The sequence below is a fragment of the Brevibacillus brevis genome, assembly GCF_001039275.2.
Lineage (GTDB): Bacteria > Bacillota > Bacilli > Brevibacillales > Brevibacillaceae > Brevibacillus > Brevibacillus brevis_C.
Genome location: NZ_CP030117.1, coordinates 2,940,423 through 2,959,451, shown reverse-complemented (window position 1 = coordinate 2,959,451; position 19,029 = coordinate 2,940,423). Strand labels below are relative to the sequence as shown.

At 45.7% G+C, this 19,029-nt stretch carries 16 protein-coding genes; 1 reads left to right on the top strand and 15 read right to left on the bottom strand.

Annotation, left to right across the window (positions count from 1 at the left end):
- Positions 1–351 precede the first annotated feature (351 nt).
- From AB432_RS14850 to AB432_RS14825, 6 genes are read right to left on the bottom strand one after another with little or no spacing between them, the layout of a single operon-like run.
- A complete protein-coding gene (locus AB432_RS14850; RefSeq protein ID WP_048032930.1) occupies positions 352–1,380 on the bottom strand; it encodes an alcohol dehydrogenase catalytic domain-containing protein in 1,029 nt (342 codons plus the stop codon).
- Between the two features lie 32 nt (positions 1,381–1,412).
- Positions 1,413–2,912 (bottom strand): aldehyde dehydrogenase family protein, encoded by a 1,500-nt coding sequence (locus tag AB432_RS14845; protein ID WP_048032929.1) that lies wholly within the window; start codon positions 2,910–2,912, stop codon positions 1,413–1,415.
- A 37-nt stretch (positions 2,913–2,949) separates the two neighbouring features.
- Positions 2,950–4,608 carry a flavin-containing monooxygenase gene (locus AB432_RS14840; RefSeq protein ID WP_048032928.1) on the bottom strand — a complete coding sequence of 553 codons (1,659 nt, stop codon included), beginning with the start codon at positions 4,606–4,608 and terminating at the stop codon, positions 2,950–2,952.
- Between the two features lie 22 nt (positions 4,609–4,630).
- Positions 4,631–6,070: a DUF1254 domain-containing protein gene (locus AB432_RS14835; protein ID WP_053079578.1), complete on the bottom strand. Its 1,440-nt coding sequence runs from the start codon at positions 6,068–6,070 to the stop codon at positions 4,631–4,633.
- A gap of 18 nt (positions 6,071–6,088) precedes the next feature.
- A complete protein-coding gene (locus tag AB432_RS14830; RefSeq protein WP_053079577.1) occupies positions 6,089–7,507 on the bottom strand; it encodes a DUF1254 domain-containing protein in 1,419 nt (472 codons plus the stop codon).
- A gap of 17 nt (positions 7,508–7,524) precedes the next feature.
- The gene (locus AB432_RS14825; RefSeq protein ID WP_048032927.1) at positions 7,525–8,469 is read right to left on the bottom strand and encodes an alpha/beta hydrolase; all 945 of its coding nucleotides are present in this window, start codon (positions 8,467–8,469) and stop codon (positions 7,525–7,527) included.
- 123 nt (positions 8,470–8,592) lie between these two features.
- Between AB432_RS14825 and AB432_RS14820 the strand changes: the two genes are divergently transcribed.
- Complete coding sequence (locus tag AB432_RS14820; protein ID WP_048032926.1) at positions 8,593–9,288, top strand: response regulator transcription factor; 696 nt, start codon at positions 8,593–8,595, stop codon at positions 9,286–9,288.
- A 68-nt stretch (positions 9,289–9,356) separates the two neighbouring features.
- Here AB432_RS14820 and AB432_RS14815 read toward each other — a convergent pair whose 3' ends face one another.
- The 9 genes from AB432_RS14815 to AB432_RS14775 all read right to left on the bottom strand — a co-directional run bounded on the left by AB432_RS14815 (position 9,357) and on the right by AB432_RS14775 (position 19,020).
- Positions 9,357–10,508 (bottom strand): acyl-CoA dehydrogenase family protein, encoded by a 1,152-nt coding sequence (locus AB432_RS14815; RefSeq protein WP_048032925.1) that lies wholly within the window; start codon positions 10,506–10,508, stop codon positions 9,357–9,359.
- 16 nt (positions 10,509–10,524) lie between these two features.
- Complete coding sequence (locus AB432_RS14810; RefSeq protein ID WP_082195931.1) at positions 10,525–11,268, bottom strand: SDR family NAD(P)-dependent oxidoreductase; 744 nt, start codon at positions 11,266–11,268, stop codon at positions 10,525–10,527.
- Positions 11,269–11,307: 39 nt separating this feature from the next.
- Positions 11,308–12,501 carry an acyl-CoA dehydrogenase family protein gene (locus AB432_RS14805; RefSeq protein WP_048032923.1) on the bottom strand — a complete coding sequence of 398 codons (1,194 nt, stop codon included), beginning with the start codon at positions 12,499–12,501 and terminating at the stop codon, positions 11,308–11,310.
- 135 nt (positions 12,502–12,636) lie between these two features.
- Positions 12,637–13,044, bottom strand: coding sequence for a MaoC/PaaZ C-terminal domain-containing protein (locus AB432_RS14800; protein ID WP_048032922.1), 408 nt, complete (start codon positions 13,042–13,044; stop codon positions 12,637–12,639).
- A 27-nt stretch (positions 13,045–13,071) separates the two neighbouring features.
- Complete coding sequence (locus tag AB432_RS14795) at positions 13,072–13,524, bottom strand: MaoC family dehydratase N-terminal domain-containing protein (protein WP_053079576.1); 453 nt, start codon at positions 13,522–13,524, stop codon at positions 13,072–13,074.
- Positions 13,525–13,561: 37 nt separating this feature from the next.
- Entirely contained in the window at positions 13,562–14,377 is an 816-nt protein-coding gene (locus AB432_RS14790) for an SDR family NAD(P)-dependent oxidoreductase (protein WP_048032920.1), read from the bottom strand.
- A gap of 25 nt (positions 14,378–14,402) precedes the next feature.
- Entirely contained in the window at positions 14,403–15,581 is a 1,179-nt protein-coding gene (locus tag AB432_RS14785) for a lipid-transfer protein (RefSeq protein ID WP_082195929.1), read from the bottom strand.
- A gap of 131 nt (positions 15,582–15,712) precedes the next feature.
- Positions 15,713–17,299, bottom strand: coding sequence for a long-chain-fatty-acid--CoA ligase (locus AB432_RS14780; RefSeq protein ID WP_048032919.1), 1,587 nt, complete (start codon positions 17,297–17,299; stop codon positions 15,713–15,715).
- A 185-nt stretch (positions 17,300–17,484) separates the two neighbouring features.
- Positions 17,485–19,020 (bottom strand): class I adenylate-forming enzyme family protein, encoded by a 1,536-nt coding sequence (locus AB432_RS14775; protein ID WP_048035821.1) that lies wholly within the window; start codon positions 19,018–19,020, stop codon positions 17,485–17,487.
- Between the last annotated feature and the right edge of the window lie 9 nt (positions 19,021–19,029).

Sequence of the window (19,029 nt, the reverse complement as noted above, 5' to 3'; positions counted from 1 at the left end):
TTTATCAATTGGCTTTTGCCAATTTATTATACCCTTTTCATGCAAAATAGGAGCACATTGGTCACACGAAAAACAAAAAACGCCGGATTTCCATTCGACGTTTTAATTCGGTGCCAGCAACATGATGGTCACTACCATCATGAGGACCATTGTGATAAAAACCAAGCTTGTAGAGACTAGGTCGATACCAGAAACGGGCGAGCGGAACGTTTCATTATTGATTCCTTTTCATTTACTATACACCATCGATCTTGGATGATAAATCAGAAATTTCTATAAATGACTTCACTAAAAAGAGTCTGCTGTAATGACCCGCAGACTCTTCCTCATGCTTGCAATGACTGGCTTGTCTTATTCGAATTTTGTGACAACAAATGTTCCAGTAAGCGTATTTTGTGTCATCCCTTCGAAAATGTCATTCACTTCTGAAAGAGACACTTCGCGATTCACCATTTTGCTAGGAGCCAGTTTTCCTTGCAACACAAAAGAAAGCAAAGAAGAGTAACCATGAACCGGCATGCCAAAGGTAGAAAGGAAGCGAATCTCTTTCTTGACCATATCCGTTACTGGGATCGTAACATTTCCACCATCATGTGTAACAATCCCCCCTTGCAAGTGGCGGCCGTCTTTTTTGAGACTGAGGATTGAGTTGACGCATGTCTCGGAATGCCCCAGTGCATCTACTGACACGTCTGCTCCACCCTTCGTGAGTTCCATGATGGCTTCAACGGAGTTCGTTTTACGGCTGTTAATGGTATAAGCTGCCCCCATCTGCTTGGCTAACACTAAATTCGTATCATGAATGTCCACACCGATCACGTTTGCCCCCATAGCCGAGGCAATGTTAATTGCAGAAAGCCCAAGGCCACCACATCCGTAAATGACAACCCATTCTCCAGGCATAACTTGAGCCCGATCGACTAGTCCATGGAATGCGGTCATGAAGCGGCAACCCAAGGCCGAAGCATCAAGGAAGCCAATTTCTTCTGGCAAATGGATAACATTTCGATCTGCTTTTGGAACCGCGACGTATTCTGCATAGCCGCCATCATAAGACATTCCGGGGAATGACCGAGAGTCACACAGGTTTGACTTCCCACTGAGACAATAAGGGCACGTTCCATCACTTCCGATAAATGGAACAACTACCCGATCTCCCTTTTTAAAATGGGTCACTTCCCTTCCCACTTCTTCCACGATACCGCAGAATTCATGACCCAAAATACGGTTCACTGGTTGTCCATGCAGCCAAAAATGCCAGTCACTCCGACATACTCCGTTTGCCATGACGTTAATGAGAATCCCGTCTTTATCAGGTGTGGGATCTTGAACATTTTTCACTTCACATTTCTGCTTATCTACGAGTACGAGTGCCTTCATTCTGTTTACCCCCTGGTATGATTTTGATTCATTTAATCGAGGCTGATTAAGACACTTTTCGTTTTGGTGTAAGCTTCTATACCTTGATAACCCATTTCTGATCCAATCCCGCTTTGCTTATGTCCTCCGAAGGGAAGAGCGTTATCCGACTTCAGATACGTATTTACCCAGACAGTCCCTGCTTCTAACGCATTGCTGACCTTATGCGCGGTCGTCAAATTTTGCGTCCATATACCTGCAGCCAATCCGTATTCGGTTTCGTTCGCTCTTTCAATGACTTCCTCTATCTGTTCAAACGGCATGACGCACAAGACCGGGCCGAATATCTCCTCTTTTACCGCCGTACAATTTTCTTCGAGATCAGTAAGGATGGTAGGCTCCAAATAGTTTCCGCCTGCCAGCTCGCCTTCTTGTAGAATGTTTCCGCCTGTTAAAACGGTAGCTCCTTCTTTTTTGGCGATTTCAATATAATTTTTCACAGTTTGCAAGTGCTCTTTGGAAATCAGTGGCCCCATCTGTGTAGCTGGGTCTAGAGGGTTCCCAACTTTCATTTTTTGTGCCATTTCAACCAATTTAGCTGTGACCTGTTGAAAGACTGGCTTTTCAACATAGAGACGAGTCCCTGCCACACAGATTTGCCCCTGGTTTGTAAACATCCCAAGAAACGCACCTTGTATCGCTTTATCCAGGTCAGCATCCGCAAAAATAATGTTTGGTGATTTTCCCCCTAATTCCAAAGTGATTTTTTTCAAGGTGTCAGCGGATTTTCTCATGATTCCTTTGCCCACTTCCGTCGACCCTGTGAAACCGATTTTGTCAATATCAGGGTGATTCGCGATCGCTTCCCCGATTTTACGGCCAGAACCTGTTACAATGTTCACCACACCCGCGGGGAAACCTGCTTCCATAATCAGCTCACCAAGCAGCAAGGTCGTCAAGGATGTTTGCTGGGAAGGCTTCAAAATCACGGTATTCCCTGCAGCGAGCGGAGCGGCTAACTTCCAGACTGTCCCCAGCAAAGGATAGTTCCATGGCGTAATTTGTCCGCAAACACCTAATGGCTCTCTAATTGTATAGGCATGAAAATTTCCGCCTGATGTAAGCGGTATCGTTTGTCCCGTTAATTTGGTCGCCCAGCCTGCATAATAGCGCAAGTGAGCCACGGCGCTTGGGACGAATGCATGACGAGTAAGCGTAATCGTGTTACCGCCATCCAGCGTTTCGAGATAGGCAAATTCTTCAGCACGTTGTTCCAGCAAATCTGCAAGCTTATGGAGGAGTAGTGTTCGTTCTACAGGGGATGTTTTTGACCATGGCCCGTTACATGCTGCTCTTGCTGCACGCACTGCCCGATCTACATCTGCCTCGTCTCCTTCATAGATTTTGGCGATGACCTCACCATTTGCTGGATTGATAGATTCATAGATTTTACCGGAGAGAGAAGGAACCCATTCGCCGTTGATCAGCATTTGTTTGGTGTCAAAAAGGAAAGTAGCCACGTTTTCCTGCGGTACAGCTCGTACTTTGGACATGCTATTCATCTCCTTTTGTTTGGAATGTTGCGTCTTTTTATGAAATGGTTTCTTTAGCAGACGTAGGGGTTAAGGAGAAGCCCTCATAGCCTTTGGCTGCGACCTCGTCGCATATTTTGCGGTAGGCTCCAACACCGCCTACATAGATGAGGAATCCACGTGGTTTACCCTCAATATTTGCACCTGTATACCATGAATCTGTTTTCGTGTAGAGTGTCGCATCGGCCACTTCTCTGCAATGCGCGCTCCAAGCCTCCTCTGCCTCGGCTTTCGCCTCTATGGTTGTAATCCCATGCTCGCGCAAATATTCCAGGCAATCGCCAATCCATTCCACATGCTGCTCAATGGAAACAGGAACGTTTGACAGAGAGGAGGGACTCTCGGGACCCGTAATCATAAACATGTTCGGGAAACCAGCGTTTGCGATGCCTAGGTACGTTCTGGTTTGGGGACCTCCAGCCCATTTTTCCTTCAGGGAGATTCCGTCTTTTCCACGAATATCGATTTTAAATAACGGCCCGGTCATCGCATCGTAACCGGTTGCAAAAACGAGGATATCCAGTGCATACTCCTCTTCCGTCGTTTTGATTCCCTTGGGTGTTATCTCTGTAATTGGAGCACTTTTTACATCAACTAAAGTGACATTGTCGCGGTTATAGGTCTCATAATAATTGGTGTCCAGAACAGGTCTTTTCGCAGCGAAATAATAAGTTGGTTTCAAAAGCTCCGCTGTTTTGGGGTCTTTTACGGTCTCACCGATCTTGCTGCGAATGAATTCGGCGACCGTTTCATTAGCTGTCGGGTTAATGATCAAGTCATTGTAAGTTGTACCTAACCCAAATCCTCCCCGATCCCAAACCTTTTGGTATTCCCGCTGGCGTTCTTCTGGAGAATCTGCCAGCGCGGATCGATCATGGATCAATTTGTGCAGATAGCCGGTCGCAGATTCACGCGTTTGCCGCTTAATCTCGCTATAGTTTGCTTTCGTTTGGCGGATGAACTCAGGATCATAGGCGTGGTTTCTCGCTGGCGTACAATACCCAGGTGTCCGCTGAAAGACGAAAAGATGACCTGCTTCTTCTGCAATGACCGGGATGGACTGGATACCACTCGAACCTGTACCGATCACTCCGACGCGCTTCCCTTTGAAATCTACCTTTTCATGTGGCCAGTGTCCGGTATGGTACCAATCGCCTTCGAAGCTATCCAAGCCCTTAAATTTGGGGATATTGGAGGACGAGAGATTACCGACACCAGTAATAAAGTACGTCGCCGTTATATGCGTGCCGTCTTCCGTCTGGAGTCGCCACCTGTTATTCACCTCATCGTAATGGGCCGCCCTCATACGCGTATTGAACTGGATGTCACGCCGCAAATCGAACTTGTCCGCCACATAGTTGAGATAACTCAGAATTTCTGCCTGCTCCGGGTATCTGGAGGACCATGTCCATTCCTGATAGAGCTCCTCGGAGAACATGTAATTGTAAATGATGCTTTCCGAGTCGCATTTCGCTCCGGGATAACGATTTGCATACCAGACACCACCAACATCTGGAGCGGCATCGTAAGCTTGCACAGAAAATCCTGCTTCACGCAAACGATAGAGCATGTATAGCCCCGAGAATCCCGCGCCGATGATCACCGCGTCGAAGTCGGTATTCGCATTCTTCTGGGATTTGTGCTGAGTAAATGTCATTTTTGTTCCAACCTCCTCATGTTTACTCATTCACTACTTTCACAGCCGGTACGACAAAGGTATTTTCCTGTAAAGACTCATCTGGGGTGTAGATTCTTAAGACCAAACTAAAATTCGGGGCTGTCGTTGAGGTAGGTGATGGTAGCCAGTTAGATTCTTTGCCCTCCGGTGGTGTGCTTTGAATGTAGATATCTAACGAACCATCCTCATTGTATTTCAGCCCTTCCGTGCGATCTCCAATCGAATAGCGATTCATCGGATTATTGATGAAGTGATTATCGGAATCATATATACTGAGCGACCAGAACGATTTTGTCTGAGGGATCTGATCTTTCTCAAAATGAATCACGTATTTTTTCTGACCGACCAAAGGATTCCCATCACTATCCACACGGGTTGTTGCGTATACAGCTTCTTTTGCCGTATTGGCTGCAAGTCCACGCTTGGCAATCATTGCTCTGTTTAAATAGTAGGTATCATAAATACCCACTCGTTCATTGTTTACCCGCCAATTTCCATTGTTGGGTCTTTGGAGAATACTCATGGAATTCTTTATGATCTCTTTTGCATCTTTTACCGCTTTCGTCAAGCCCTCCATAACCACTGGATCATTGTTTGCGTGAAATGTCCCTGCCTGGTAATCCAAGCCTATGAACTCAAGCTTGCTTAGAAAAGCCTCATCCTTTTGTGGCGGTGGGTTGAGCTTCATCAATTGGGCGAGTAATGGATAAAATTTTGACGGATCATCGAAGTCACCCAATTGAATTTTGGGTAGATGGATCGAACCCGGTTTCTGTTTGGCATCCAAGGGTGCTAATGTATACTCCTCCTGAATTTTATAAACATTGGGCAAATCTTTTTCGCCATTGACAGATGTTCTCCCCAGAAGCCAGAGCATATCCGTTGGCGCTCTGATGACCTCCACATCACTTGGCAGCTTTCCTTTCCACTCTGGTCCCACAATCACAACCTTTCCACCTTGATAGTCATCTAGATTGGAGCCGCCGATATAATGGAAGGAGTTACTGTAGGCATCCATCATTTGCAGAGTGAAGTAACGGTCGATTTTGGGATAACGCAACACTTGGGGTCCCTTTGATAAATCAAGCCATGCACTTGAGTACAATGTGTCATTGTTTGGTGTAACAAAATCCCTGAAACTGGCATCAGCTAACAGCTTGTCATGATGGAATGTGTTCAATGGGGTTTTTTCCGTGTATGTCTGCATCGTTCTTGCCATTTCAACCAGGGTATAGCCGTATATGTAAGCATCAACGCCTACACTGTACGCCAAATTGGTACGGAAGGGAGCTTGCACGAGTGGTACTGTATTTGGTGCGGCCGAAGCTTGTGACTGAACCATTCCTGCTTGGTATTGCCTGTTTTCTTTTGCATAAGCACTACCCGTCGCCATTGAAGTCAATACACTCAGTGCTGTAATGAACAGACCTGCCTTTTTCACAAGCACTTCCCCCTTTGCTTATTGTCCGCTTACTTTTTTCACCGTGGGAATTTCGTATTTGCCTTCCAGGACAATTGGCTTTGGCAAATACATTCTGAGCATCAAGTTAAAGTCTCCTTCTGGCGTCGGCAGCCAGTTCGATTCTTTTCCTGCTGGCGGTTCTTTCTGGAGGTAGATATCAAGAGAGCCGTCTGCATTGTATTTCAGCTCCCTCGTGCGGTCGCCAAGTGCATAACGATTGATATGGTTTGGTACGAAGTAGTAATCTGCTCCATACAGGGTTAGTGACCAGAAAGCCTCGACAGGAGGAAGGTTATCTTTTGCAAAGTGAATGACATAACGATTCTCTCCGGTTAATGGGTCCCCATTGTCATCCACAGCCGTTCTTTGATATACGCTTTCACTCGGGATGTTGGCACCAAAAGCCGTACGAGCTACGACAGCTCTCTTCAAGTAATCAACCCCATAAGTTCCGTAATCGAGGTTGAGGCTCCATCCATTTTCTCCTTGTCCTTTGCCAACACTTGCCGTTGCAATGATTTCTTCCCCATCTTTTACAGCTCGTCTTAACCCCGCCAGAGTGGCTTCATCAAGCGCAGTTTCATTAAAATTACCGGTAGCCGAAATCCCAATGTGTTCAAATTGCTTGACGTGAGCCTCATCCACTGGAGCAGGCTGATTGGCTTTCATGGAGTTGGTCAGCATACGAAAAAACGACAGCGGGTCCTGATCGTCGAATAAAGCAGCAGGTACATTTGTGGAAGAACTGGTCTGCGCAGATTGGACAAGGGGTGTAATCGTCATCTGCTTTTGAAGTTCTGTTACATTCGGTATGTCATTCTCCCCATCTATTAAAATACGTCCACCAGCGAGCACTGTATTGGTCGGGGACTTGATAACTTTCCTATTATCTGGCAGGTCACCTTCCCACGTTGGTCCAACGATCACATAGTCGCCTTCTTTTGTGCCTGTCGTTCTCGTCCCGATGTAGTCAAAGGAATTTGTCCATGCGTCCATCAATTGGATGGTATAATATCGTTTTCCGAAATCAGGTACGTGCAGGACCAGAGGACCTTGGGTAAGGTCAAGATAGGCAGCCGAGTACAGCGTATCGTGATTGGGGGAAACTACGCCCCGATAATCAGCAGCAGGTAGCGTTTGATGATGAAAAAACTGATTTAAAGGCCTTTTGTTTTGTATAGCATTCCGCTTCTTCATCTCCATGGTTACAAGAGGATAACCGTAAATGTACGCTTGGATACCCAGGCTGTACGCTAAATTCTCACGTGACTGTTTGGTTGATACCGTTCCTTGCTTCGCCAAGGGCACGATGGTGCTAGCCTGAGCAGGAGCTTTTAAAGCAGCATTACTAACAGAAAAGGACAGCGTTGTCAGGACAGTAGTCAGTGAGAAAATGAGTAGCTTTCCCTTCAACATTGATACACCCCCCTATCCTACTTGGTGATAATCTGATCGATCTTATGCAAAAATTCTGTTATACGAGAAATCGTTGCTTTTATACGCTCCGGAAATATAGCCATATTCGCAAAATACCCGTGTACCAAGCCTTTCTCACAAATCGATTCAACCTTTACCCCTGCATTCTTCAAGCGTTCGGCATAAGCCTTCCCCTCATCGCGCAGAACATCACATTCAGCGGTAATCACGATCGCTGGAGGTAGATTGCTCAAATCACTTGCTGAAAGTGGAGCGACATACGGATTGCTTTTATCATACTCATGATTGATATAATGGTTGGAAAACCAAATCATCAGGTCCCGATTCAGACCAAATCCTTCTTGAAATTCCATGTAAGACGAAGAGTCAAAGCGCATGTCCGTTACTGGGTAAATGAGGACCTGCGCCTTTATTGCAGGACCGTTTTGGTCTCTAGCAAGAAGCGAGAGCACAGCGGCAAGATTCCCTCCTGCACTATCACCGCCTATGACCAAATCAGAAGCGCTTCCATTCATAGAGGAAGCATTTTCACTCACCCACTTTAACGCTGCATAGGAATCTGCGACGGGAACAGGGAACTTATGCTCTGGAGCTAGACGATAGTCGACAGAAACGATGATTCTTCCCGTTTGATAAGCCAGCATTCGACAACTGGCATCTACGGTTTCAAGATCACCGATTACCCAACCTCCACCGTGATAATAGATAAAAAGTGGAAACGGACCTTGTCCTTCTGGTGTGTAAATCCTGATGGTTATTTCGCCTTCCGCTCCAACAGGAATCCGCTTGTCCTCCACTTTTGCGAGTGGTGCGAGCTTTACCTCGACAGGAGGGATCTGTGCGAATAAATCTCTCACTGCTTGCGGTTCTAACTTATGGAGAGGCGGTAATTGGTTAATCCTGTCCAAATAAACTTTTGCTCTTGGATCTAAATTTGCCACAAAACTTCCATCCTTCCCTTGCTATCATGTATGCTTTCTCTCTATCTAAAGCCTATCTTTTTCTGTATAATTGGAATATTCCCATTTTGTCGTATATAGATTCCCCCAAAAGGAGATGACAAAGTGACTGCAATCTATACCATTGAAGAACTAGTTCGAAAGCTGGATGCCATAACGAATCATGAAGAAAAATTATATAAAATTCTTGAGCTCTATATGGAGCTATTTCCAGTCCAGGATGCCTCGTTATATCGATATTCGCCTATTGGATATTTTGCAGAAGGAATTATATCCCTTTCTTCAAAAGGATTAAGTCATATACGGGAAAAACGGGATGATGCTCGGTCATACAATATTTTGCAGGGAGTCATCCGTGAAAGAAAAGCCAAGTACTGTTCTGGCATCGAATTTTTCAAACAAACCAGTAGCAATTACGCTCATTCCTCCAATGATCATGCTCTTTTAGTTTCCCCCATTTGCTACGGCTCTGTCGTCATTGGCTTAATATCCTCCAAACAATTTCATATAGGAGCGACTATTGATGAAGATCTCCTTACATCTGCCACTCTATATGGCAAACTCGTCGGCAGGGTTATTGAAGATTTTCAGGGTGCAGAAAATTCTTCTTCATTAAGCAAGAGAGAACTGGAAGTCATGCAGAGAATCGCGTGGGGACAAAGTACAAAGGAAATGGCTGATTCGATGAATATCAGTGAGTTGACCGTAAAACAATACGTGAAATCCGCCATTCAAAAAACAGGTGCAAACAACCGATCTCACGCTGTTGGGGAACTCTATCGGCAAGGAATCATCTCCTAGACGAAGTAAAAAAACACCAAAAAGCCGACAGAGCTTTCTGTCGGCACTTTTACCACTCTTACAGACGATCAAGAAAAAGCGGAGATCCCTAAAATTTCTCGTCCAATAATCAGTTTTTGAATCTCATTGGTTCCTTCGGCGATCGTAAAATAACGAATATCACGGTAATAGCGTTCGACCGGAAACTCTTTTGTGTACCCGTAGCCGCCATGGATTTGCAAGGCTTCTTCCGCCACTTTGAGCACCTTTTCTGTCGCGAAGTATTTCGCCATCGAGCATTCCAGTTTGCACGGCTTTCCTTGATCCAGCAGATGGCTGGCTTGAAGACCCAACAAGCGCATCGCGTTCGTCAGCGTTACCATTTCACTGATTTTTGCTTGAATGAGCTGAAAGCCTCCAATCGGTTTTCCAAATTGCACCCGTTCTTTGGCATACCTCACAGAAGAGTCTATACACGCTTGGGCAATGCCTGTCGATATAAAGGCAACCATAGCACGAGCGCTATTGAGAAATTTTAGTCCCTGTCGTAATCCATCCCCTACTTTTCCTAGCAAATTCTCTGCCGGAATCTCACAATCTTCAAAAATCAACTCAGCAAATGGACAACTCACTGTGCCCATTTTTTCAATGGGCTTGGTTTGATAATGAGAGATCCCTTTTTCTACGATAAAAGCGGCAATCCCGTCATTTCCTTTGGATTTATCGGTTTGTGCGATGACGATCCCGATTTCTCCTTCCAGCCCATTCGTAATAAACATCTTGGAGCCGTTAATCACCCACTTGTCTCCCCTGCGTTCTGCACGAGTTTGAATGCTCGATGTGTCCGATCCCACATTTGGTTCTGTCAGGGCAAAAAAGCCAAATTTATCACCGCTCATTAATGGTAGTAAAAATTTTCTTCGTTGCTCTTCTGTTCCGTATTCATAGATATGAGTCAGTACCGAATTCGATAGTCCCACTGTCGCACGCAAGGATGGCCACACTCTGGACAATTCTTCGATCATAGTAAAGTAGGTTGTGTAATCGAGTCCGTTACCACCTGCTTCCTCAGGCAGCAGTCCTCCCAGAAACCCAAATGGCACCAATTTTTTCACGATGTCTTTTGATACCGCTTTTCCTGATTTCTCGTAATCATCAACCATGGGGTGTATTTCCTTATCCAAAAATCTTCGAAGGGTGTCCTTAATCATCGTTTGTTCATCGGATAATACGAGAGCCATGTTCAGTTCCTCCTTCTCAACCAAATCTTCCGCCGGAGACGTGCAGTAGATCACCGGAGATATATGAGGATTCATCTGATGCAAAAAACAAAACGGCATTCGCCACATCCTCCGGTAATCCAATCCGTTGTATGGGCGTATCTTTCTTTTGAAGCTCTTTGATTTTTTCATATTTGGGATGGTGTAGGAGTGCATCCGTTTCAATAAGACCGGGTGCAATTGCATTGACAGTAATGTTGTTTTTTCCTAATTCTTTGGCCAGAGCGCGTGTTAATCCGACGATTCCAGCCTTGGCCGAGGAGTAGTTTGCCTGACCGGGATTACCTAAATGTGCTCGCGAGGAAATATTGACGATTTTCCCGTAATTTTGCTCGATCATATGAGAAGACACATATTTGGAGCATAAAAAAGCGCCCTTCAAACAAACATCGATGACAGAATCCCATTCATTCTCTTCCATGTCATTGATTCGCGCATCTTTCACAAATCCAGCGTTATTCACGAGAATGTCGATTCTTCCATAGGCCTCGATTGTCTTGTCAACAATCCTTCGTGTATCCTCCGCCTTGGAAACATCTGCCTCTACTGCGATTGCCCTTCCACCCGCCTGATTGATTTGCAGCGCAGTCTCTTCGCATGTTTGCTTATTGACATCCGTTACGGTAAGAAGTGCTCCTTCCAGAACCAGTTTTTGAGCAATCGTCTTGCCAATTCCTTTACCTGAACCGGTAACGATCGCGACTTTGCCTGCAAATCTCATACTCATCCTCCCTTTCTGATTTTAGTAGATGATAGTCATTTACAAACCGAGGTTTTTGGCGATAATATTTTTCATAATTTCCGTTGTCCCCCCATAGATCGGCATCACAGCAACATCTCGGTAACGACGGGCGATCGGATATTCTTCCATGAAGCCGTATCCGCCATGAAGCTGCAAGCAGCGGGCTGACATCTTCCTTGCCATTTCGGTAATGAACCATTTTGCCATGGAAATTTGGGTCACGATATTATCACCTTGCATATGTTTTTCGGTTAAATTATCCAGGAAGGTCTGTGCCATTTTTAATTCGGTTGCCATTTCCGCGATCTCAAATTGCGTGTTCTGAAAGGAACTGATCGGTTTCCCAAAAGCCTGTCTTTCCTTCACATAGCTCATGGTTGTCTTGAGCATCTCTTCTGCTACGACCAATGCACCCAAAGCAATCAAGAGCCGTTCCTGCTGCAATTTTTCCATCAAGTAGTAGAAGCCTTGGCCTTCTTCTCCTAACAGATTTGCAACGGGAACTCGTGCATCCTCAAAAATCAACTCAACGGTATCTGTTGAATGCTGACCCAGCTTTTTCAATTTACGACCGCGGGAAAATCCGGGTGTACCCGCATCCACCAAGAGGATGCTGATGCCTTTCCGGGCTGGAGTTGCTTTTGGATCTGTTTTGACTGCAACGAAAAACAGCGATGCATTGATTCCGTTGGAGATAAAGGTTTTCTGTCCGTTTACGATATAGTGATCGCCATCACGAATAGCCATGGTACTCATACTGGCTAAGTCCGAGCCGATTCCAGGCTCTGTCATCGCTACCGAAGTCGTGATTTCTCCGCTTACACATTTCGGTAAGTATTTTTTCTTTTGCTCTTCGTTTCCGAAGCGCTCGAGATAAGGGACGATAATCGAAGAGCTCGTGCTAGCCAGTGTGCCTACGCCAACACGGTTTAACTCCTCCGCCAAGACGAGATTGAAACCAAAGTCTAGGCCAAGCCCGCCGTATTCTGGCTTTATTTGTGGACAAAGAAACCCTTGAGCACCCAGCTTTTGATAAAATTCTCGTGGCGTGTATTTTTCTTCTTCCCATTTTTCAATATTAGGGACTGCTTCTTTTTCGAGAAATTTTTGCAAGGACGTTCGGAACATCTCATGTTCATCTGTAAGGAAACGTCTTTCTCTTTTCCATAAATCAAAAGTAGTTCGTGTAGTTGAAGTTGATGGGCTTGACATCATATCATCCTCCCAATCATGATTCGTGAGTAGGCACATATAGGAAAGACCGTCTTTGAGAGCCGTGAAAGGCGAAAATTGCAACCAGTTTTCACGGCACTCAATCCGGTCAGTTAGGATACACAGCCTTATCTACTACCTGGAGGGCAATTTGGCTTCAAAAATGCCTGAAACTTTGACTTCGCCTTCCTTATTCTTTGCCAGTACTTCTCCCACTACGGTATTGTCCGGCTTTTTTTCCAACACTTTCCCAACAATCTGGATCGATTCGCCAGGCAGTGTCATTTTACTGAAACGAACTTGAATCTTCTGAACATTTTTTCGAGTAACCCAGGAAGTGACTCCTTGGGACAGCATCCCCATGACTAGCATACCGTGAGCGATGATCTTCATTCCGGCTTTTTCTGCAAACTCTTCCACCAAATGGAGCGGGTGAAAATCGCCGGAAGCACCTGCAAATCGAACGAGTTGCACGCGGGTGATCGGTTCTTTTTCCAGAATGGGGAACTCATATCCTTCGCTTACATCCTCATAAAATATCATGTCGTTCTCCTTTCTTCTCATGCCTCATTAATGACGATGCACGATCGTGTTTCGCGTAATGGCTACCAGTTCGCCTCGCTGGTTTCGATACTGATTTTCAGAGGTGACCAAATCCATCGAACCGGTGCTTCCGGTTTTCGTTTCTGCATCCACAACCTTACTCGTGACAGACAGCACATCTCCTGCGACAATGTCACCCACATATTCGTAGGATTGCTGTCCATGCAAAACTCTCGCCAGTTTTAATCCCAGCTTCTCCATTTTTTCGACGGAACCCATGCCGCCCCACAAGTCAATGACTTGCAAAAAAGTTGGCGGGATCGGAATGCCAGCGTAGCCTTCTTTTTTGGCAGCCTCCAGATCGTAATAGATCGGGTTGTCATCACCAATGGCGAGGGCCAATTCTTTTATTTTTCCTTTTTCTACTGTCATGGTGTACGGTTTAAACTCCAGACCGATCAAATCTTTCACATGGGACATGTTCATTCACCTCATCTACATAAATTGGACGAAATGATTACGTCAAGGAACCTCCGTTTACTCCAAGCACTTGTCCATTGATATAGTTGGACAATGGGGATGCGAGGAATAAAATGCTTTCGGCTGCTTCCCTTGCGCTGCCAACGCGCTGTTGAGGAATGTTGCTAATTAGCTTCTGCCGTACTTTCTCTGGAATGCCCGCGGCCTCGCCGTTGACGACCAGACCCTCTTCTTTTGGACGTGTAAGACGAGTATCAATGAAACCAAAAGCGACTGCATTGCTGTTGATATTGAATTGCCCCCACTCTTTCGCTACGACTTTGGTTAATCCGATAACACCTGCTTTTGCTGAAGAATAGTTGGCTTGACCCATGTTTCCTCTTACTCCAGAACCTGAGGAAACATTGATAATCTTGCGGTGATGAACGATTCCTTGCTCGATCTCTTTTTTGGCGACATCGCGCATGTATGGAGATGCCTCACGAATCAAGCGGAAGGGAGCGATCAAGTGGATGTCCAGCATCGCCTGGAACGCTTCGTCCGTCATTTTATGAAGCAGGCCGTCAATGCAATAGCCAGCGTTATTCACGATAATATCCAGTCGACCAAAGGCTGAGATCGTCGCATCTACCAATTGTTTCGGATAGGCTGGATCTGTTACGTTTCCGCAAAATGCGATCGCATCGCTTCCGAGATCCTTGATCGTAGAAACGACTTCTGCTGCCGGTTCTTCGTCTCGATCTGCCACAACGACTCGCGCTCCATTTTCAGCCAATACCAATGCCGTCTCACGGCCAATTCCGCGTCCTGCCCCTGTAACGATTGCTACTTGGTTTTCCAACATTTTCGTCATATCCACTCTTCCTTCCATTTCGTTATTATCCAACTCGATACATGGTTACGACGCAAGCGCCACCAAGACCCAAGTTGTGCTGCAAGGCGACTCTTGCATTGTCCACTTGCCGTTTCTGTGCTTGCCCGCGTAGCTGCCAGACTAGCTCCGTGCACTGCGCCAGGCCTGTTGCCCCGATGGGGTGTCCTTTTGACATCAATCCACCTGAAGGGTTGACCACTACTTTGCCACCGTATGTGTTACTGCCGTCATTGATAAATTTCTCTGCTCCACCTTCTTCGCATATCCCCAGGCTCTCATAGGTAATGACCTCATTTGGGGTGAAGCAGTCATGGAGCTCCAGAACATCGACTTCTTCTGGACCGATGCCTGCTGCCTCATAGACCTGTTTAGCAGCACGACGTGTCATATCGGCACCCACCAGATTGAGGATATTGTCGTAACTGACGTTCATATCCGTTGTCAGCGCTTGCCCCACAATCTCGACCGCGTTGGAAATACCGTGTTTTTTGGCAAATTCCTCACTGCATACAATAGCCGCTGCCGCTCCGCAGGTTGGTGGGCAGGCCATGAGGCGAGTCAATGTAGGCATCAGCTCCGGCGCACTCATGACCTCTTCCACTGTCAGCTTTTGTGTAAAGAGCGAGTACGGATTTTGAACGGCATGATTCCTTGTTTTCACGGAAACTTTTGCAAAAATGTCGGGATTCGCCCCGTACTTCTCCAGATACTCCTTACCCGCCGAACCAAACAACCGGATTGCATTCGGTGCTTGCGGCACTTCCGGCCACAATTCCTTCAAGCGATCCTGCAACCAGCCTGTTGCCGGCGTTCGATCATCCCAATGGGATTTCAATGCACCAGGCTTCATTTCTTCAAAGCCTACAGCCAATGCGCACTCTACGGTTCCAGACTCTACTGCTTGTCGTGCCAGGAACAGGGCATTGGAACCGGAGGAGCAGTTGTTATTGATATTAAAAATAGGAATCCCTGTCATCCCTACCAAATACAACGCTCTTTGGCCACACGTGCTGTCACCGTATACATAGCTGGCATAGGCTTGCTGGATTTCGGAATAGTTAATTCCCGCATCTTCCAGTGCACCTTTTACTGCTTTCGCTGCCATAACTTCATAGGGCTCGTGTGCCCCAGGTTTTGTAAACGGTATCATATTTACGCCGATTACTTTTACTTTTTTACCCAATAGTCTCGCCTCCTTTGTAAAATGGTGAAGTAGCTCAAAATATTTATGAATAATTTGAATCTTTAAATTAATAATAAATTTATGCTTGTATTTAATAAAGTTTAGAACGCTAAAGGTACATTAAGTAAATATTAATGGCTACGATTTTCCTCAACCAATGTACGGCGTAATATTTTGCCCACTGCCGATTTCGGCAATTGTTCCCTGAATTCGATCAATCTAGGCACTTTATATTTCGCCAGCCGTTCTTTGCACCAATGCACAATTTCTTCTTCTGTCAGCGAATGGTCTTTCTTCACAACAATGGCTGCTTTGACGGTTTCTCCTCGGTAGGCATCCGGGATACCGAATGTACACGCTTCTGCAACCGCTGGATGCTGGTATAAAACCTCATCAATCTCGTTGGGATAAATATTGTATCCTCCAGCGATGATCATTTCCTTTTTCCTTCCGACTACATACAAGAAGCCATCCTCATCCAGCATGCCGGTGTCACCCGTGTAGAGCCATCCATCACGTATCGTTTGTGCAGTCTCTTCTGGTTTTTTCCAATAACCTTTCATGATTTGCGGACCTTTCAGGATAATTTCACCTGTAGCTCCTAGAGGCAGTTCTTCTAAACCCGTTTCCACATCCACGATTTTCACATCGGCATTAGGGACTGGGATCCCTACACTCCCTGTTTTTCGATCACCTTTTCCAAATACCCGAACGATAACTGCGTTGGATTCTGTAAGTCCATACACTTCAGAAATACGGACGCCTGACTTTTGTTCAAAGGCTCGAAGCACCTCCAAAGGGATCGGAGCAGCACCTGATCTGCATATTTTCAGCGTACGCAAATCATCGTCCCGAAAATCAGGATGGTTCACTAATGCTACAAAGACAGTGGGTGACGCTGAAAGATGAGAGGGTCGATACTTGCGAATGATGGGAAGTGCCTCGTGGATGCGGAAATGTCTGATGGGAATGTACGCACCTGCATGGAAGATAGAGGACATCATGACCATCAAGCCTGCTCCATGGAACATCGGGAAAACACCAAGAAACCGTTCACCGGGACGTTGAAGTGCCCCTTCGTCTGTGATAAAGGTATGGTATGTGCTCGCTACCGTGTTGAAATGCGTAATCATAACCCCTTTTGGTGTTCCTGTCGTTCCGCCTGTGTACTGTAAAACGGCAATATCTTCCTTGCTATTGATTTGCAAAGGAGGGAGTGTATCGTTTTGTTCTTCGATCCACTGATAGAAATAGGCATATCCATTCTGATTGTCATCTGTGGTTATGATCGTCAGCTTTTTTTGATAGCCGGTACTTTCTAGTTTCTCAATCTGACTGCTATCACAAATCAGCCAGCTCGGCTCCGAATCATCCAACATGATTTGCAATTCTCGCTGCTGAAACATGGGGTTTAGTTGGACGACAATCCCCCCTAATCGTTGAACGGCGAAATAGGCGATGATGTATTCCTTGCAATTGAATAGCATGATCCCCAAGCGATCTCCCTTCCTGCATCCACGTCGATACAAAGCAGCGGCAAACCGATCAACTGCGTGTTTCAGTTCGGAATAGGTCAGCTCCACATCCGCTTCGATCACGGCTGTCTGGTGAGGGAAATCTTGGGCAGCTCGCTCCAGGAAATGGTAGATTGAGCACAAAGGAATTTCCACTTCATACGGGATCGTTCGTGGATAAAAGGCATGCCATGGCTTTTTCAATACGACCAGCTCCTTTCCATATCTCAGGTCTTTAAAAACCCTTACATCGTTCTTCCATCCATTTGTCCAACTGTTTCGAATAAAGCGAGTCCAAACCTTCGGCAAACAACTCTCAAATGAAGAAAAGAATGTCTTATCATGGAGACATCCTTTCCTGCATGGCCATATATTGCTTGTTTCCACAATCACTGGGGAAAAGTAAATTCGGATGGATGATTCATGTAACGACTTCGCAATTCATACTTCAGGATTTTCCCGGAAGGATTTCTTGGTAATACGTCCATAAACATGACTTTGCGAGGGATCTTGTAGCCTGCGAGATGCTTTCGACAAAATTCAATCAACTCGGCCCTATCGATGGTACAACCAGGTTTTGCTACGATAATGGCTGCGACCGATTCACCCCATTTCTCATCGGGAACACCGATCACGGCTGCCTCTAATACACCATCAAAAGCGTACAAGATATTCTCCACTTCCACAGAATAGATGTTGCTCCCGCCCGAAATAATCATATCCTTTTTGCGATCCACAAGCGTTATGAACCCATCTTCATCAATAGAGCACAAGTCCCCCGTGTACAGCCATCCATCACGAATGGCCTGCGCAGTAGCCTCTGGATTTTTATAGTAGCCCTTCATAACCATCTCGCTCCGCAGAATCAGTTCCCCGATTTCTCCAGGTACGACCTCTTTTCCACGCTGGTCAACAACTTTGGCTTCCGTCAAAAATCTTGCCTTTCCGCTTGTCCCGAGTTTTTCCTTATGATCCTCCGGATATAAGTAAATCCCGGAAGGACCACCTTCTGTCAAACCACATCTATTGTTAAACTGATCCGTCTTAAACAGCTCCATGCTTCTCTTGATCAGTTCGGGAGACATAGGTGCCCCCCCATACCTTAGGCTTTCAATCGAGGATAAATCGTATCGGTCTGCATCTGGAACTTGCAGCATCATGTTATACATCGTTGGGACGGCAATAAATGATTGAATTTTATACTGCTCAATTGCTTTCAATACTTCAACAGGATCAAATTTTCGTTGAATGACAAGCGTTTGGCCCAAAAATAAATCCTTGAAGAGGATACTGAAGCCTGCACCGTGGAAGAAAGGCATGAAATGCAGGATGCGGCTATTCATTATTTCCCCACTCATACCAAGCGAATGAAATACGAACAAAATAGCTCGGTAATGATCGAATAAAGCTCCCTTGGGTCTTCCTGTCGTGCCGGATGTATACAGGATGTGAGAATCATCATGCTGTTCAACTACAATATCAGGTTCATTTTCATTTTCAGTCAGAACCTGTTGCAACGACAAATGTCCTTCTACTTGTGCATGGTGAACAGCAATACAATGAGCAACCTTGGCAGATCGAGCCTGTTCTATCAACTCTCCATATTCCTCATCATAAATGACCAGCTTGGCATCAGAATGATCGATGAGATATGCTGCTTCCGATTTCGTCAGCCGGACGTTAATCGGAACGGTAACAGCACCAATCTTGGCGGCCGCAAAAAAAGCGATCGGGAAGATATCGGAGTTTTTCATCATGAAGCATATCTTTTCACCTTTCGCGATTCCAAGTGAAAGCAAACCATGTGCCAGGCGATTTACGATTCGGTTTAGCTGTTCATACGTGTATGTCTGATCCTGATAGACGATCGCGACTCTATCCGGCATCATATTCGCGTTTCTGACAAGTGAACTCCCAATATTCACGATGACCCA

Bases quoted from the DNA above. Each gene is read 5' to 3' on its own strand.
- AB432_RS14850 (WP_048032930.1), bottom strand. From the start codon at position 1,380: ATGAAGGCACTCGTACTCGTAGATAAGCAGAAATGTGAAGTGAAAAAT.
- AB432_RS14845 (WP_048032929.1), bottom strand. From the start codon at position 2,912: ATGTCCAAAGTACGAGCTGTACCGCAGGAAAACGTGGCTACTTTCCTT.
- AB432_RS14840 (WP_048032928.1), bottom strand. From the start codon at position 4,608: ATGACATTTACTCAGCACAAATCCCAGAAGAATGCGAATACCGACTTC.
- AB432_RS14830 (WP_053079577.1), bottom strand. From the start codon at position 7,507: ATGTTGAAGGGAAAGCTACTCATTTTCTCACTGACTACTGTCCTGACA.
- AB432_RS14815 (WP_048032925.1), bottom strand. From the start codon at position 10,508: ATGGCTCTCGTATTATCCGATGAACAAACGATGATTAAGGACACCCTT.
- AB432_RS14810 (WP_082195931.1), bottom strand. From the start codon at position 11,268: ATGAGATTTGCAGGCAAAGTCGCGATCGTTACCGGTTCAGGTAAAGGA.
- AB432_RS14805 (WP_048032923.1), bottom strand. From the start codon at position 12,501: ATGTCAAGCCCATCAACTTCAACTACACGAACTACTTTTGATTTATGG.
- AB432_RS14800 (WP_048032922.1), bottom strand. From the start codon at position 13,044: ATGATATTTTATGAGGATGTAAGCGAAGGATATGAGTTCCCCATTCTG.
- AB432_RS14795 (WP_053079576.1), bottom strand. From the start codon at position 13,524: ATGTCCCATGTGAAAGATTTGATCGGTCTGGAGTTTAAACCGTACACC.
- AB432_RS14790 (WP_048032920.1), bottom strand. From the start codon at position 14,377: ATGACGAAAATGTTGGAAAACCAAGTAGCAATCGTTACAGGGGCAGGA.